Annotated in this window: 15 protein-coding genes and 1 pseudogene; 4 read left to right on the forward strand and 12 right to left on the reverse strand. The window is 58.7% G+C overall.

Features of this window, described 5'->3' with window-relative positions; genetic code table 11:
- Positions 1 to 132 precede the first annotated feature (132 nt).
- The 4 genes from accD to JNB91_RS09490 form a co-directional block, all read right to left on the reverse strand.
- On the reverse strand, positions 133 to 1,041 hold the full coding sequence (gene accD / locus JNB91_RS09475; protein WP_220325273.1) for an acetyl-CoA carboxylase, carboxyltransferase subunit beta: 909 nt from the start codon (positions 1,039 to 1,041) through the stop codon (positions 133 to 135).
- Positions 1,042 to 1,187: 146 nt separating this feature from the next.
- Positions 1,188 to 2,027, reverse strand: coding sequence for a tryptophan synthase subunit alpha (trpA, locus tag JNB91_RS09480; protein WP_220325274.1), 840 nt, complete (start codon positions 2,025 to 2,027; stop codon positions 1,188 to 1,190).
- Positions 2,028 to 2,029: 2 nt separating this feature from the next.
- Entirely contained in the window at positions 2,030 to 3,250 is a 1,221-nt protein-coding gene (gene trpB / locus JNB91_RS09485) for a tryptophan synthase subunit beta (RefSeq protein ID WP_220325275.1), read from the reverse strand.
- 11 nt (positions 3,251 to 3,261) lie between these two features.
- Positions 3,262 to 3,918, reverse strand: a complete 657-nt coding sequence (locus tag JNB91_RS09490; protein WP_220325276.1) for a phosphoribosylanthranilate isomerase — start codon at positions 3,916 to 3,918, stop codon at positions 3,262 to 3,264.
- 269 nt (positions 3,919 to 4,187) lie between these two features.
- Here JNB91_RS09490 and JNB91_RS30685 point away from each other — a divergent pair.
- A pseudogene (locus JNB91_RS30685) lies at positions 4,188 to 4,773 on the forward strand (cell wall hydrolase); the annotation flags it as partial.
- Between the two features lie 626 nt (positions 4,774 to 5,399).
- Here JNB91_RS30685 and JNB91_RS09500 read toward each other — a convergent pair.
- The 3 genes from JNB91_RS09500 to JNB91_RS09510 form a co-directional block, all read right to left on the reverse strand.
- The gene (locus JNB91_RS09500) at positions 5,400 to 6,161 is read right to left on the reverse strand and encodes a M48 family metallopeptidase (protein WP_220325277.1); all 762 of its coding nucleotides are present in this window, start codon (positions 6,159 to 6,161) and stop codon (positions 5,400 to 5,402) included.
- A 96-nt stretch (positions 6,162 to 6,257) separates the two neighbouring features.
- Entirely contained in the window at positions 6,258 to 6,680 is a 423-nt protein-coding gene (locus JNB91_RS09505; RefSeq protein WP_220325278.1) for a DUF2852 domain-containing protein, read from the reverse strand.
- Between the two features lie 136 nt (positions 6,681 to 6,816).
- Positions 6,817 to 8,112, reverse strand: a complete 1,296-nt coding sequence (locus tag JNB91_RS09510) for a polyhydroxyalkanoate depolymerase (RefSeq protein ID WP_220325433.1) — start codon at positions 8,110 to 8,112, stop codon at positions 6,817 to 6,819.
- Positions 8,113 to 8,282: 170 nt separating this feature from the next.
- On the opposite strand from JNB91_RS09510, the gene JNB91_RS09515 reads away from it, so the two are divergent.
- Positions 8,283 to 8,882 (forward strand): nitroreductase family protein, encoded by a 600-nt coding sequence (locus JNB91_RS09515; protein WP_220325279.1) that lies wholly within the window; start codon positions 8,283 to 8,285, stop codon positions 8,880 to 8,882.
- A 99-nt stretch (positions 8,883 to 8,981) separates the two neighbouring features.
- On the opposite strand, the gene gyrB is transcribed toward JNB91_RS09515, so the two are convergent.
- From gyrB to JNB91_RS09540, 5 genes are all read right to left on the reverse strand, one after another.
- Positions 8,982 to 11,417: a DNA topoisomerase (ATP-hydrolyzing) subunit B gene (gene gyrB, locus JNB91_RS09520; RefSeq protein ID WP_220325280.1), complete on the reverse strand. Its 2,436-nt coding sequence runs from the start codon at positions 11,415 to 11,417 to the stop codon at positions 8,982 to 8,984.
- A gap of 142 nt (positions 11,418 to 11,559) precedes the next feature.
- Positions 11,560 to 11,916 carry a helix-turn-helix domain-containing protein gene (locus JNB91_RS09525; RefSeq protein WP_220325281.1) on the reverse strand — a complete coding sequence of 119 codons (357 nt, stop codon included), beginning with the start codon at positions 11,914 to 11,916 and terminating at the stop codon, positions 11,560 to 11,562.
- Positions 11,913 to 12,476, reverse strand: a complete 564-nt coding sequence (locus JNB91_RS09530; RefSeq protein ID WP_220325282.1) for a Smr/MutS family protein — start codon at positions 12,474 to 12,476, stop codon at positions 11,913 to 11,915. The genes JNB91_RS09525 and JNB91_RS09530 overlap by 4 nt, the downstream gene beginning before the upstream one ends.
- On the reverse strand, positions 12,473 to 13,597 hold the full coding sequence (gene mltA, locus JNB91_RS09535) for a murein transglycosylase A (protein ID WP_220325283.1): 1,125 nt from the start codon (positions 13,595 to 13,597) through the stop codon (positions 12,473 to 12,475). The genes JNB91_RS09530 and mltA overlap by 4 nt, the downstream gene beginning before the upstream one ends.
- Positions 13,594 to 14,292 (reverse strand): Tim44/TimA family putative adaptor protein, encoded by a 699-nt coding sequence (locus tag JNB91_RS09540; RefSeq protein ID WP_220325284.1) that lies wholly within the window; start codon positions 14,290 to 14,292, stop codon positions 13,594 to 13,596. Before JNB91_RS09540 ends, mltA begins: the two co-directional genes overlap by 4 nt.
- Before the next feature lie 119 nt (positions 14,293 to 14,411).
- Between JNB91_RS09540 and JNB91_RS09545 the strand changes: the two genes are divergently transcribed.
- Both JNB91_RS09545 and secB read left to right on the forward strand, forming a co-directional pair.
- On the forward strand, positions 14,412 to 14,936 hold the full coding sequence (locus tag JNB91_RS09545) for an FxsA family protein (protein ID WP_220325285.1): 525 nt from the start codon (positions 14,412 to 14,414) through the stop codon (positions 14,934 to 14,936).
- Between the two features lie 82 nt (positions 14,937 to 15,018).
- The gene (gene secB, locus JNB91_RS09550; protein ID WP_220325286.1) at positions 15,019 to 15,495 is read left to right on the forward strand and encodes a protein-export chaperone SecB; all 477 of its coding nucleotides are present in this window, start codon (positions 15,019 to 15,021) and stop codon (positions 15,493 to 15,495) included.
- Positions 15,496 to 15,536: the final 41 nt, after the last annotated feature.

The following is a 15,536-nucleotide window of genomic DNA, read 5'->3' on the forward strand; positions in this document are numbered from 1 at the left end:
TGGACATCCCGTGGCTCCGGCTGTTGTCTGAAATCAAAACGGTCTCGCCTTCAGTCAAAGGCGAAACCGGCGTTCTTGTCTATCACGATGCAACCGCGGCAAACTGTTTTCAGGCCTGACGCGCTTCTCTCATCAGGCCGTCTCAGCAACTGCTTCCGGCTGCGGCTTAGGCGCAGGCAGTGCTTCCTGCACCGGCTGCTTCATCAGCATGCGGATGATGCGGGCGAGCGTCTCCGGAATATCGTGACGGTTGACGACCATATCGACCATGCCGTGTTCCAGCAGGTATTCGGAGGTCTGGAAACCTTCCGGCAGCTTTTCACGCAGGGTCTGTTCGATGACGCGCTTGCCGGCAAAGCCGATTTCCGCACCGGGTTCGGCAATATGGACATCGCCCAGCATCGCGTAGGATGCAGTGACGCCGCCCGTGGTCGGGTTGGTCAGCACACAGATATAGGGAAGGCCGGCTTCCTTCAGCATATCGACGGCAACCGTGGTGCGCGGCAGCTGCATGAGCGACAGGATGCCTTCCTGCATGCGGGCACCGCCCGAGGCCGGGAAGATGATCAGAGCGCATTTTTCCTTCAGCGCACGCTCGGCTGCCTTCACGATCGCCTCGCCGGCTGCCATGCCGAGCGAGCCGCCGATGAAGTTGAACTCGTGCACGACCGCAACGAGCTTGACGCCCTGGACGGTGCCGAGGCCCGACAGGATCGTGTCTTCCTGCTCGGTCTTCAGGCGGCTGTCCTTCAGGCGGTCGGCATATTTCTTGGAATCGCGGAATTTGAGCGGATCCTGGGCGACCTTGGGCTGCGGCAGGGCTTCATATTCGCCTCCGTCAAAGAGGTCCCTGAGGCGCGCCTTGGCCGGCATCTTCATGTGGAAGCCGGAAGCGGGAATGACCCACTTGTTCTCTTCGAGGTCCTTGTGGAAGACCATTTCGCCGGTTTCAGGGCACTTGATCCAGAGGTTTTCCGGAACTTCGCGACGACCCAGCATGGAATTGATGCGCGGTCGAACGTAATTGGTGATCCAGTTCACTTGGGGGTACTCCGATAAAACAGTGTCAGGACTGAAGCGTATCGCGATCCTTCAAACCGCGTGCCACGCTCCAGGTCTAATTCTCGGACATGCCTTGCTCTCGAAACCGGTGGCGACTTTCGAGAGGCATGCCCTATGTGGGCCAGTTATTCGGCAGCAACAAGGCGTGCGGAACGCACACCGGTTGAAAGGCCGCGAACGAAAGTGGAAACGGCGGAAACCGTGTCGGCAGTTGCAGCACCATCCTTGGTGAGGCTGCCGGCGACCTGGGCGACAATCGCCGTGCCGACGACAACGCCATCTGCTGCGGCACCGATCGCCTTTGCATGATCGGCCGTCTTGACGCCGAAGCCGACGCAGACCGGCAGATCGGTGTGATCCTTGATACGGGCGACGGCACCGGAGATCAGCGACGGATCCGGCAGAGCCGAACCGGTAATGCCGTTCATCGAGACATAATAGACGAAGCCGGACGTGTTGTTGAGCACGGTCGGCAGACGCTTCTCGTCGGTGGTCGGTGTCGTCAGGCGGATAAAGTTTATGCCCTTGGCGAGCGCCGGGATGCAGAGTTCGTCATCCATTTCCGGCGGCAGATCGACGATGATCAGGCCATCGATGCCGGCTGCCAGCGCATCGTCGATGAACTTGTCGACGCCATAGATATAGATCGGGTTGTAATAGCCCATCATGACGATCGGGGTTTCATCGTCGCTTTTGCGGAAATCGCGGGCGAGATCGAGCGTCTTTGCGAGCGTCTGGCCACCTTTCAGCGCGCGCTGGCCGGCGAGCTGGATGGTCGGGCCATCGGCCATCGGATCGGAAAACGGCATGCCGAGTTCGATCACGTCGGCACCGGCTTCCGGCAGCGCCTTCATGATGCCGAGCGAGGTTGCGTAATCCGGATCGCCGCCCATGAAATAGGTGACGAGAGCGGGGCGACCTTCGGCCTTCAGCTTGGCGAAGCGTGTGTCCATTCTGGAAGTCATGATTACAGCCCCACTCCAAGCAACTTGCCGACGGTGAATATGTCCTTGTCGCCGCGGCCGGACAGGTTCATCAGGATGATCTGGTCCTTGCCCATCTTTGGCGCACGCTTGATCACTTCGGCAATCGCGTGGCTGGGTTCCAGAGCCGGGATGATGCCTTCGAGCTTGGTCAGGAGCTGGAAGGCTTCGAGCGCTTCGTCATCCATGACCGGCACATATTCTGCGCGGCCGATATCGTTCAGCCAGGAATGTTCAGGACCGATGCCCGGGTAATCTAGACCGGCGGAAATCGAGTGACCTTCGAGGATCTGGCCGTCCTTGTCCTGCAAGAGATAGGTGCGGTTGCCATGCAGCACGCCGGGAGAACCGGCGGTGATCGAGGCGCAATGTTCGTTACCGTCAAGGCCATGGCCGCCGGCTTCGACGCCGACAATCTTGACGCCTTCGTCATCGAGGAAGGGGTGGAAGAGGCCGATGGCGTTCGATCCACCGCCAACCGCAGCGATAACGACATCCGGCAGCCGACCTTCGGCTTCGAGAATCTGCTGGCGGGCTTCCTGGCCGATGACGGCCTGGAAATCGCGGACCATTTCCGGATAGGGATGCGGGCCGGCGGCGGTGCCGATCAGGTAATAGGTGTCGTCGACATTGGTGACCCAGTCACGCAGCGCCTCGTTCATGGCATCCTTCAGCGTGCCGGAACCGGCCGTGACAGCCTTCACTTCGGCACCAAGAAGCTTCATGCGGAAAACGTTCGGGGCCTGACGCTCGACATCGGTCGCGCCCATATAGACGACGCAAGGAAGGCCGAAGCGGGCGGCGACAGTGGCAGAGGCCACGCCGTGCTGACCGGCACCGGTTTCGGCGATGATGCGGGTCTTGCCCATGCGCTTGGCCAGCAGGATCTGGCCGATGCAGTTGTTGATCTTGTGCGAGCCGGTGTGGTTCAACTCTTCGCGCTTGAAATAGATCTTTGCGCCGCCGAGATGTTCAGTCAGGCGCTCAGCATAGTAGAGCGGGCTCGGGCGACCGATATAATGGGTGCCGAGATCAGCCAGTTCCTTCTGAAATTCCGGATCGTTCTTCGCCTTTTCCCATTCGGCCTGAAGATCAAGGATCAGCGGCATCAGGGTTTCCGCGACAAAGCGGCCACCGAAAATGCCGAAACGGCCGTCCTCATCGGGGCCGGAGCGGAAGGAATTGGGTTTAGGCGTCTCGTTCACTCTCTGCTCCTTCAGCGCTTATTGGCTTTCGCATCGGCGACAGCATCAAAAAACGCATCGATCATTCCAAGATCTTTCACACCCGGGGCGCTTTCCACTCCGGACGATACATCGATACCCGTTGCGCGCGTGGACGCGATCGCATCAGCGACATTATCCTTGTTCAGCCCCCCGGAAAGCATGTAACTCACGCCTTCGTCAAGCGAAGCCATCAGGTCCCAATCAAAGGAAACCCCGTTACCGCCCGGAAGATCCGATCCTTTCGGTGCCTTGGCATCGAAGAGGAAGCGGTCGGCGACGCCGATAAAAGGATCGACACGGTCCAGATCAGCGGCTTCCCTTACGGAAAACACTTTCATTACCGGCAGGCCATAGAGCGCCTTGATATGCAGGATGCGTTCAGGGCTCTCATGCCCGTGAAGCTGGAGAATGTCGGGGCGCAGAAGCGAGACGATGTCGTCCAGGTCTTCGTCATTCGCATCCACGGTAACGGCGACGATCTTTGCCCGGCCACGGACCCGGTCGGCCAGCTCACCGGCGATCTCGGGCGCGATATTGCGCGGGCTCTTTTCGAAGAAGATGAAGCCGATATGGGTTGCGCCGCGCTCAACGGCGCGATCCACGGCATCCGCCGTCGACAACCCACAGATCTTGATGTCGAGTTTCATGATCGCGGAGTGACACGAAATGCCTGCGGAGTCGAGAATCTTTTACATGGCTGGACAGTTAGGGATCACCAGATACGAAGAATTAACCGTGATGCCGGATACACGAATCGTACCGTCCTCACGCTTGATGAATGCGTGAAATATCAGTTTTCGCTCATGAAAGTTTATTGCGGCCAAAATCGAAAAAGGAATGGAATTTCCGAGCTTTGGCCCGTCATGAAAGATAATTGATAAACGGTGTGAATTGAGGTAGGTTATTCCTCAACCAGATGATTTTTGAAATTTTTTGGCGGGGTACCATGACGAGGATTACGACAGCTGCCTGGCGGGCGGCTTTATGTCTGACTGCTGGGGGGCTGCTCTCTGCATGCACCAGCACACAGACGGTCTCGTCGGTGGACAGCAAAGACAAAACGACCAAATTGGCGGCGGCGCAGACTGGTCCACAAAAGGCAGTCTACAGTTACACCAATAAAGATCGCGAATGCCTGAAGCGCGCGATGTATTTCGAATCCAGGCGAACGAGCGAAAAAGGCTTTATCGCTGTCGGCAGCGTGATCATGAACCGTCTGACCTCTGGTATTTACCCGGAGACGATCTGCGGTGTTGTGGCGCAGAAAAACCAGTTCGCTCCGGGTGTGATGACCCGCAAGATGGACGAGGCCACTGCGCCTGATCTCAACACGGCGGCGGACGCCGTCTTGAAGGGTGCGCGCCATCCCGATGTGAAGAATGCGATGTTCTTCCATACGGAGGGATACAGCTTCCCTTACAACAACATGCACTATGTCGCCGCTGCCGGTGGCAATGTGTTCTACGAAAAGCGTGACGAGGACGGCAATCTGCAGACCGCCGCGCCGAAACCGGCCAATAGCTACGTTCTCGCCTATGCCTCGAGCGATCCAGAGCAGAACCCTGCCCTGTCGTCGTCGATCATTGCCGAGGCTGCCACAGCCGCCGCAACCAGCACGCAGGTGGCAATGGTTTCAACGCCTGCTGCTGCTCCCCAGACTACGGCAATGCCGGAAAAGAACGCACATAACGGTTCTGTACAGCCGGCTGTTGCTTCCACCAATCCGCCGCTTGCGCCTGTCATCACAGCAGCGGTTGCCCGGTCCAGCATGGAAGAGGCATTCGATACCGCCTATGCGGTGCCGCAGAACGCTTCCTACACATCCGCGCATGCCTATCAGGCCAGCCTTGAGAACGGCGCGAAGGTTCCGGTGCCCACGGCGCGTCCGAATGTGCAGAAGCGTCCCGGAGCCGGCATGGCGATGGCTGATCAGGCGCCAGGCCTGAGCCAGGAAAACTGGAATATGCGCATGAGCAACTGGCAGTAAGCCGGTTATTGGCTAAAGCACCTCGCGATCTTTCAGATTCGCCTATCGTGCTTTAGCTCTTTGTTTTTACGCATGTCTTTATCCCGAAACCGGCGACCACTTTCGGGAGACATGCTGTAGCGGTCTTTCGAGACAATTTTCTCAACTGAAATCTATCGCGTGAAGCTGTGAACCATGCAGCTTCAGCCAGCGGCGCGCTTCGTCCATGCGCGGGCATAGATCGCCGCAGAGCGCCCAAAATTTCGGGCCGTGGTTCATCTCTTTCAGATGCGCGACTTCGTGGGCTGCGAGGTAATCGATGATGAGCGGTGGCGCCATGACGATGCGCCACGAGAAGCTGAGATTGCCATCCCAGGAACATGAGCCCCAGCGGCTGCGGGTATCCTTCATCGATACCGACGCAATCGGCTTGCGGATGGCCGCGGCATGACGGCGGGCAAGCGCTTCGAGATCGTGGCGGGCTTCCTTCTTGAGGAAGGTCGAGATCCTGCGGCCCATATGTTCCTCAAGTCCGCTTACCTTCAGGACCGGTTCGCCATCGATGACCAGCGCCTGGGTGATGCCGCGCAAGGATCCTGTGTGTTCGATGCGATGCTGGACGCCACGGATAGAGATGGTGCCGCCCGGCCGGATCGGGTTGTCGAGGGAGAATTTGGAGAGCTTGTTTTTCAGCCAGCCCTCATGACGAGACAGAAAGTCATCCACCTCGTAGTGTTTCAGACCCACGGGGATGGTGAGATTGAGCGCCCTGCCGCCTGGCTCGATCCGAAGAGTGATGCGGGTCGCGCGGCTGTTTTCCTTGATGGTCAACGGCATGGCCCTGTCGCCGACGGCAAGCGTGCGCTTGACAGTCTGGAGCGGTTTGGCTGGCCGGCGTACCGGCTTCTTCAAGAGCGCGAACATGACTATTCCTTACCCGATTCACCGGGAATCTTCCCATCAAAAAAGCCGGCGCTCGCAAGAGCACCGGCCTTCATCATCTCAAAACCGACTTTCAGGTCAGACATCGACCACCGGCTGATCGCCCGACGGACGATTTTTGCGGTCGCGCATGAAGCGGTCGAACTCTTCCTGGTCCTTTGCGCGGCGAAGTTCGCGCGCATAGGCATCGAAGTCTTCCCGCATCTCATCAAGCTTGCGGCGTTCTTCGTCCAGGCGTTCCAGTTCGGCCTTGCGCCAGTCGTCGAAAGCGACATTGCCGGTGGAGAAATGCGTGTTGTATCGGCGGCTTGCCTTGCGGCAACCGGCGAACCATTTGTCAGCGCGATCATTGGCGTCGCGCTTGAAGCCGCGAAGCCGATCCCCGAAAATGATATAGGCGAGCATAGCAAGGCCAAGCGGCCAGAAAACTATGAAACCGAGCACCATGAGAGCAATGGTGGCCGGCGTCCACTCCGGACGTATCAATGCAGACTGGTTCATAGGTCACACCCTTAGGGTTAGAGCGGGAGGCCATATGCCAGCCCGACGGGAATCGATTTGGTGAGCCCCGGATCGCGCTTCAAGACGAGCAAAGATTAAATCCGCTAAAATGCGGAATTTCATGCCCAAATTCGATCTATTCCGCCTTTGGCGCGCTTTTCCTGGTGTTGCGCTTCGGCTTCGGGGCAGCATCGCCTGGCCGAGCTTCGGACTGAAGCCGGGTGAATTCGATGATCCTCGGAACGATTTCCCGACGGAAGCGAGAGCCGTTGAAAACGCCGTAATGACCGACATCCGGCTGCATGTAATGAAGGCGCATGCTGTCTGGGATATTCGGACATATCGTGTGTGCCGCATTGGTCTGGCCGAGGCCTGAAATATCGTCGTTTTCGCCTTCGACTGTCATCAGCGCGACGTTGCGGATGGCTTTGGTATCGACCGGGACATCGCGATGCATCATCTCGCCCTTGGGCAGGGAATGGCGGATGAAGACGGTATCGACCGTTTGGAGATAGAACTCCTCGGTCAGGTCCATCACGGCAAGATATTCATCGTAGAAATCGCGGTGTCGCTCCGCCGACTCTCCGTCATTCTTGACAAGGTGATCGAAGAATTCGCGGTGCGCCATCACATGGCGGTCGAGGTTCATCGACATGAAACCCGAAAGCTGGAGGAAGCCGGGATAGACCGGACGCATGAAGCCGGGTTGTGGAAAGGGTACCGTCATGATGACGTTATCCTTGAACCATTCGAGCGGATGCTCGTTTGCGAGCTTGTTGACCGCCGTCGGATTGATGCGAGTATCGATCGGGCCGCCCATGAGGATCATCGAGGCGGGCAGCATCGGGTCCTTTCGCGTCTCCATGATCGCAACGGCAGCGAGGACAGGAACGGAAGGCTGACAGACACCGGCGACATGCGCGCCGGGGCCGATTTCGTGCAGCATCTCGATGACGTAATCGATATAGTCATTAAGATCGAAACCGCCTTCTGTGACGGGCACGACCCGCGCATCGACCCAATCGGTGATGTAGACCTCCGCATGAGGAAGCAGGGCTTCGACCGTTCCACGCAGCAGCGTCGCGTAATGGCCGGACATGGGCGCGACGAGCAGGATTTTCGGATCCGGCTGATGGGCCGGCGGAAGGTCGCGTTTGAAATGCAGCAGTTGACAGAAGGGTTTCGACCATATGGCCTCTTCTTCCACCGCAACCGTTTCGCCATTGACGATGGTTTCGCTCAGGCCGAAGTCCGGCTTGGCATAACGTCGCGTCGCCCGTTCGAACACTTCGAGGCTTGCCGTGAGCGTGCGGCCGAGCACGGTTTGCGACATGGGATTGAGCGGATTGCTGGAGACATAACGCAGCGCTTCCGCACCGGCGCGAAACGGCGCGAGTGCGGCGTGGTTCAACTCATACAGCTGATAGAACATGATCGCGCTGCCTTTCATGGCGGTGCACTCCTCTCCTGATGCGCCCCATCGGAGCGCCTCCCTCCCCTTGTCCATCTATGCCGGATGTATGCGCGATTGTCACCTCCACGAGGTTGATTGCCAAAGGGGTGGTGAGGCCTATCTTGGGGCAGAATGGCAAGGAGACCTCGATGACCACCAGCAATTCCCGCATGTCCGAATTTCCAATCGACGCGTATTTTCTCGACCGCTGGTCACCGCGCGCCTTTACCGACGAGACGATGGATCGCGAGCAGATTCTGACCATTCTTGATGCAGCGCATTGGGCGCCCTCCTCCGGCAACAACCAGCCCTGGCGCTTCATCTATGGTCTGCGCGGCACGCCGGCATTCGAGGCGATCCTTGATCTTCTCGTGCCCGGCAACCAGCGCTGGGCAAAGAATGCAGCTGCCCTGATGATCATCGTGTCAAAGAGCTACCGGGTTTCATCAAGCGGCGAACACAAGCCCGCCTATACCCATTCCTACGACACGGGCGCAGCCTGGTTTTCGGTAATCTGCGAAGCCATGAAGCTCGGTTATCACGCGCATGGGATGGAGGGCTTCGACAAGGAAAAAGCTGTCGACGTGCTGGAACTGCCAGAAGGTTACAGGGTGGAGGCCGCCGCAGCACTTGGCCGGATGGCCGCAAGAGAGACATTGCCGGAAGATCTGCGCGAGCGGGAGGTGCCGAGCGGGCGCAAAGCCGTTTCGGAGATCGCCTTCGAGGGGAAGTTTTCCGGCGAACCGTGATCACATTGCCCGGAACCGTGGCGTTTCACGTGAATCCTTAGCCGGATGCGAGAACGGGGCCTTTCGGCCCCGTTTCAATTTCAGACTGATTGTAAAACCTCAGATATCGAGGTTGGCGACGCTCAATGCGTTGTCCTGGATGAACTCGCGGCGAGGCTCGACTTCATCGCCCATCAGGCGGGAGAAGAGACCGTCGGCATCGGTCGCATCGTTGACCTTGACCTGCAGCAGCGAGCGGACGTTCGGATCAAGCGTCGTTTCCCAGAGCTGCTCGGCATTCATTTCGCCGAGACCCTTATAGCGCTGCATCGACAGGCCCTTGCGGCCGGCGGCGAAGATCGCATCGAGAAGCGCACGCGGACCGGAGATTTCCAGCTGGCCATCCTTGCGGGCAAGGATCGGCGAGGTGGAGTAGATCTCCTGCAGGCGGCCCGACAGCTGATCGATATAGCGGGCATCGGCCGAGCCGATCAGCGCATTATCGATGAAGGCGACTTCGCGAACGCCGCGCACCATGCGTTCGAAACGCAGGCCACCCTCGTCCGTTACATGGCCGCTCCAGCCGCGTTCGGTCTCTTCTGCGATCATATCCAGACGCTGAGCGACGAGATCGGCGGTCTGCTGTGCACGTTCGCGGTTGTCGGTAAGCTCGGGATTGAGCGCGCCGGCAATCGCAGCCTGCTCGATGATCGCACGGTTATAGCGGGAATGAAGACCGTCGATGAGCGAACGCAAGCGCTGGGCATCGTGGATGACTTCACGCATGTCTTCGCCGACACGTACCTCGCCGGAACCGACAATCAGCCTTGCTTCCTCGATACCCATGGTGATGAGGTATTCTTCGAGTGCCGCCTCGTTCTTCAGGTACTGGACGGACTTGCCGCGCGCGACCTTATAGAGCGGCGGCTGGGCGATATAGATATGGCCACGCTCGATCAGCTCCGGCATCTGGCGGAAGAAGAAGGTCAGGAGCAGCGTGCGAATATGCGCTCCGTCGACGTCAGCGTCCGTCATGATGATGATCTTGTGGTAACGCAGCTTGTCGGCGTTGAATTCGTCCTTGCCGATCGACGTGCCGAGCGCGGTGATCAGCGTGCCGATTTCCTGGCTGGAGAGCATCTTGTCGAAGCGAGCGCGCTCGACGTTCAAGATCTTGCCGCGCAGCGGAAGGATCGCCTGGTTTTCACGCGAACGACCCTGCTTGGCCGAACCACCTGCCGAGTCACCCTCGACGAGGAAGACTTCGGACTTGGACGGATCACGCTCGGAGCAGTCAGCCAGCTTGCCTGGCAGGGAAGCGATATCGAGAACGCCCTTGCGGCGGGTCAGTTCACGGGCCTTGCGGGCGGCTTCGCGGGCAACGGCTGCCTCGACCACCTTGCCGACCAGAACCCTGGCTTCGCCGGGATGTTCTTCGAGCCAGTTGCTGAGCGCTTCGTTGACGAGGTTTTCGACGACCGGGCGGACTTCAGACGAAACGAGCTTGTCCTTGGTCTGCGACGAGAATTTAGGATCCGGAACCTTGACCGACAGGACGGCGGTCAGGCCTTCGCGGCAGTCATCGCCGGTGAGCGAGACCTTTTCCTTCTTCATCATGCCGGACGTATCGGCATAGGAGGTGATCTGGCGGGTCAAGGCGCCACGGAAGCCGGCCATATGGGTGCCGCCATCGCGCTGAGGGATGTTGTTGGTGAAGCAGAGCACGTTTTCGTGGTAGCTGTCATTCCACCACATGGCCACTTCGACGGTGATGCCGTCCTTCTCGCCCTTGATGGCGACCGGCTTTTCGACGAGCGGTTTCTTGGAGCGGTCGAGATATTGGACGAAGGCTTCAAGGCCGCCGTCATAGATCATTTCCTCTTCCTTGACGTCCGGCTTGCGGCGATCCGTGAGCCGGATTCGAACGCCGGAATTCAGGAAGGCGAGTTCGCGCAGGCGATGTTCGAGCGTGTTGTAATCGAACTCAGTCATGGTGAAGGTTTCGGGGCTGGCAAGGAAGGTGACTTCCGTGCCCGAGCGACCTTCATAGTCTCCGATCTCCTTCAGCGGGGCATCGGCGACACCATGGGTGAAGCGGATTTCATGAACCTTGCCGTTGCGGCGGATCTTCAGTTTGAGCCAGACCGAAAGCGCGTTAACGACCGAGACGCCGACGCCGTGCAGACCACCGGAAACCTTGTAGGAATTCTGGTCGAATTTACCGCCGGCATGGAGCTGGGTCATGATGACTTCAGCCGCCGAGACACCCTCTTCCTTGTGGATGTCCGTCGGGATGCCGCGACCGTTGTCGGTGACGGTGACGGAGCCATCGGAATTAAGCGTGACGGTGACGATGTCGGCATGGCCGGCCAGCGCCTCGTCGATCGCATTGTCGACGACTTCGTAGACCATATGGTGAAGACCGGAACCATCATCCGTATCACCGATATACATGCCGGGGCGCTTGCGAACGGCATCCAGGCCCTTCAGCACCTTGATCGAATCGGCACCATATTCTGCACTCGCACCATTTTCGCTGGCGGGTAGATCGGTCATTCAGCTTCTTCCAGGTTGGTTCTTCTCGGTGACGCGCGAATCACCGCTTTTTCCGTTTTCAATATAGGAAATCGCGGGCGGCTTCTAAAGGTTGAGCACACCATTATGGCAGGAAAGCCGTGGTTCTTCCCGAGAAAAATGGCTATTTCGGGCTCTTCAAGAGCCGGTTGAGCTCTTCTACCATCTCCGGCGTCAAAGTGCTAATCCGTTTCGACAGCTGATTGGCCAGAAGCGTGTATTCCGGCGGCAGGCCTGCGGTATCGATCACGACCCTGGGATCGGATGCATCGGCCAGGCGGAAGAGATCGTCCGCCTCATCCCAGATGATGTTGAAATAGCCGGCAATGCGCTGCAGAAGCTCGAAGGTCGGGCGGCCGCGGTGGCCGTGTTCGAGTGCGGAAAGATAGGCGGGCGTGACGCCGATCGCCTGCGCCAGGGCGCGCTGGGTGACGCCCCTGCGCTGGCGCAGTTCGCGCATCGCCTGGCCGAAGGGCGTCAACGGTCTGCCCTCTCTGTGCGCGCCAGCCTCACATAAAGCGCGCCCTCGCCGCCGTGATGGCGGGCTGCCCATTCATAGGACGAAATCAGGAAACGAAACTCGGCCTTGGAAAACCAGAGAGGAACCGCACGGCGAAGCGCGCCTTCGCTGCCCATCGAGCTGCCCTTGCCGGTGATGACGAGAACATGGCGCAGGCCCCGTTCATGCGCTCGATAGATGAAATCAAGCAGAAGGTCATGTGCTTCACCTTGGAACAGGCCGTGCAGATCGAGACGCGCTTCGATCGCAAGTCTTCCCTTGGCGAGTTTCTTCTTCGTCGGCTTTTCCAGCGGATAGTGATAGCCACCAGGCTTCTTCGGGCTGCGGAGCTGCTCAATCGGTTGCTCAGGCACTTCACGCGGCAATGCGGGTTTCGATTTCTCGACCTCTGCCGCATGGGCTGCCTCTTCGGCTTCGAAGGCAGCAAGGTCGGTCCAGCGCTCCTTGAAGGCGCGGGTGGATTTTGCCACCTTGCCCCAGAGCATCCGTTCCTCGGAATTGAGTTTACGTCCGCCGCTCATGCTCCAAACCTGCTTGCCGCCGTCTTGGGGATCAGGATGTAGAAATCGGCTTCATTCCTGACCGTTCCGGCGCGTTCGCCCGCTTCATAACCCGAACCGGTAAAGATATCGCCGCGGCTTGGGCCGACAATAGCCGATCCGGTATCGAGCGCCAGCATCAGCCTGGCGAAGGATTGACCGTCATCGAGATGAAGCAGCGTCGGAGCATGAATGAAGAAGGGATAGCCGAATGTGTGGATCATGCGATCCACGGCAAGCGAACGCCCGGCGATGAGCGGCACCTTGGCCGCGGCGACAGGACCGAGTGTCTCATCCGAAACATCGGCATTGCGGAAAAAGATATAGGACCGATTATGCCAGAGGATTTCATCAACCTTAGCCGGATTCTCGGCGAGCCACTTACGGATGCTCTGCATCGAGATTTCTTCGCGCGGGATTTCGCCAAGATCGATCAGAAGTTTCCCGATCGGTGAGAACGGATGTCCCGCCTTTGCGGCATAGGTGATGCGGCGAATGTTGCCGTCTGGATAACGGAGGCGTGTGGCACCCTGAATATGGGCGAAGAAGACATCCACCTTCGACCGCGCCCAGGCAATTTCAAGACCGCGACCGGCAAGGTAGCCCTGATCGATTTGACTACGATCCGGGTATTCGGTCACGCCTGATGCGGTTGCATGGCCGAACATGTAGCCGGAGTCCATTTCGGATGGCCGGTTTGTTTCGTCGAGATCGATGAGGTCGTCAGGGCGGAAATAGAAGGGGTGGGTGAAGGTCTCGTCAGGTTTTGCCGAGACGTCGACTTCCGGTTCGTAAAAGGCGGTCACCAGCCCCGGCTGGGCGTCATCGCGCTCGATGCGGAAGGGAATGCAATTGTCTTCGAAAAACGCCCTCGCCTGCGCGGCCGCCATATCCGGGGATCGTTTGCCGGCTGCAGCCAGAAGCGGTACCAGGTCATCTGCGGTGAGGCCGAGAGCGCCGGCTCGATAGGGCTTTACGTCGCTGATGTGGGAGAGACACCGCGCCATTGCATCAAACAAGGCGCGGGGGTCGTCCCTTTCCCAACCGGGAAGGTCGCCGAAGGATACAGGGAATAAGCGGTATCCCGGCGAAGTCGGGCTCATTGTTCGGATTCGGTCGCGATCAGTTTCCAGTTCGGATCCTTCGACCGCACATCCCTTGCGAAGGTCCAGATATCGGTCACTTCCGCAACTGCTTCCTGGTCACCGTCGATCAACTTGCCTTCCTTGTCGAAGGTGGCCGAAATCAACTGGCTGACGATGCGGACCGTGACCTGCGCTTCCGACTGCTTGAGCGCAGCCTGGGTGAAAGCAGCCTTGTCGATGCCGACGAAGGTGGATTTCACCACCTCGCCGCGGGTCTCGCGTTCACGTATGGCGGCGTCGAAACCTTCAAAGACTTCCTTCGACAAAAGCCCCTTCAAGGTTTTGCGGTCGCCATCGGCGAAGGCCATGACGATCATCTCATAGGCCATCTTGGCGCCGTTCAAGAATTCCTTCGGCTGGAAGGACATATCGGCCCTGATCAGCGACTTCAGCGCCTCGTTCAACTCCGTGCCCGGCTTTGCCAGCGCATCGGCTTCCGCCAGGCGCTGGTCCTCTTCGCCGGCTTCGCGTCGCGGCAGGGTTACGACCTTGCCGTCATCCGCTGCAGCAGGTGTTTTCAGCGCTTCGCGTGAGACATAGGTCTCCGGCGGCTTCTCATTTCCCGTCCGGCGGCCGAGCACGCTGCGCAGCTGCAGGAAAATAAGGACCGCCGCAACAAGGAAAAAGAGTGTAATGAAGTCGTTGGAGCCCATATTAACCCACGATTACCGTTTAAAAGTTGAATTCACATCATCATATAGTCTGCATTAAGCCATCTTCAAATAGCGAAGGTGTGAGCCCTTAAAACGACCTCCTACAACACTCATGGATCATGCGCCCATTTATTGCTCTTAGCGTGCTGCTAGCCTGGCCTTTGGCCGAAATTGCCGGATTTGTCGTGGTCGGGCGTGCGCTCGGCCTGTGGTGGACACTTGGCCTCGTCATCATCACCGGATTGCTCGGTGCCTTCCTGATGCGGCAACAGGGCCTGCATCTCCTGAAAAAACTTTCCGAGCAAAGCCAGCAGGGGCAGATCCCAGCCAGTTCCGTGATCGACGGGGCGATGATTGTCGTTGCCGGCATTCTTTTGCTTCTGCCCGGTTTCGTCACTGACATTATCGGTGTCGCACTGTTCATTCCGTTCGTACGTCGGCTTCTCTGGTCGGCGATCGGAAAGCGTGTGGTGGTGGTCGGGCCCCGCGGCAGTCGGGGAGGTTTCAGCCATACGGCCGGCGGCGCGCGCGAAAACCCGAATACGACCGGCAAGGTCGTCGATCTCGATGAAGACGATTTTCACCGGAACTCGGATCCGAACCCATCTTCGCCCTGGTCAAAGGGCATCGATCGCGATCCGTGACCATAAGCCGGGGCCGCAACGGGTTGTAAGCGAAAAGCCTAGATGTTATGCGGCCTCAACACATCAGTCCTGAGGATATCCCATGGCAGACGAAAACACGCAGTCGGCGAGCCCTTCGCTCAATATTCTTGCCCAGTACACCAAGGACCTTTCCTTCGAAAATCCAGGTGCACCCCGGTCGCTCCAGGCACGCGACAGCGCGCCGGCCATCAATATCGGCGTGAACGTCAACGCCAATCCGCTATCCGAAACGGACTTCGACGTCGTTCTTTCGCTGAACGCAGAAGCCAAGGAAGGCGACAAGGTCGTATTCGCGGCCGAACTGGTTTATGGCGGCGTCTTCCGCATTACCGGTTTCCCGCAGGAACATATGCTGCCGGTTCTGTTCATCGAATGCCCGCGCCTGCTGTTCCCGTTCGCGCGTCAGATCATCGCAGACGTGACCCGCAACGGTGGCTTCCCGCCGCTGATGATCGATCCGATCGATTTTGCCCAGATGTTTTCTCAGCGCATGGCCGAAGAACAGGCCCGCGCCAAGGTTCAGCCGCTCAATAGCTGAACGGACTGACGATCAAAAAAACCCGGTCAAGCCGGGTTTTT

The organism is Aliirhizobium wenxiniae (assembly GCF_019511445.1).
GTDB classification, from domain to species: Bacteria; Pseudomonadota; Alphaproteobacteria; order Rhizobiales; family Rhizobiaceae; genus Neorhizobium; species Neorhizobium wenxiniae_A.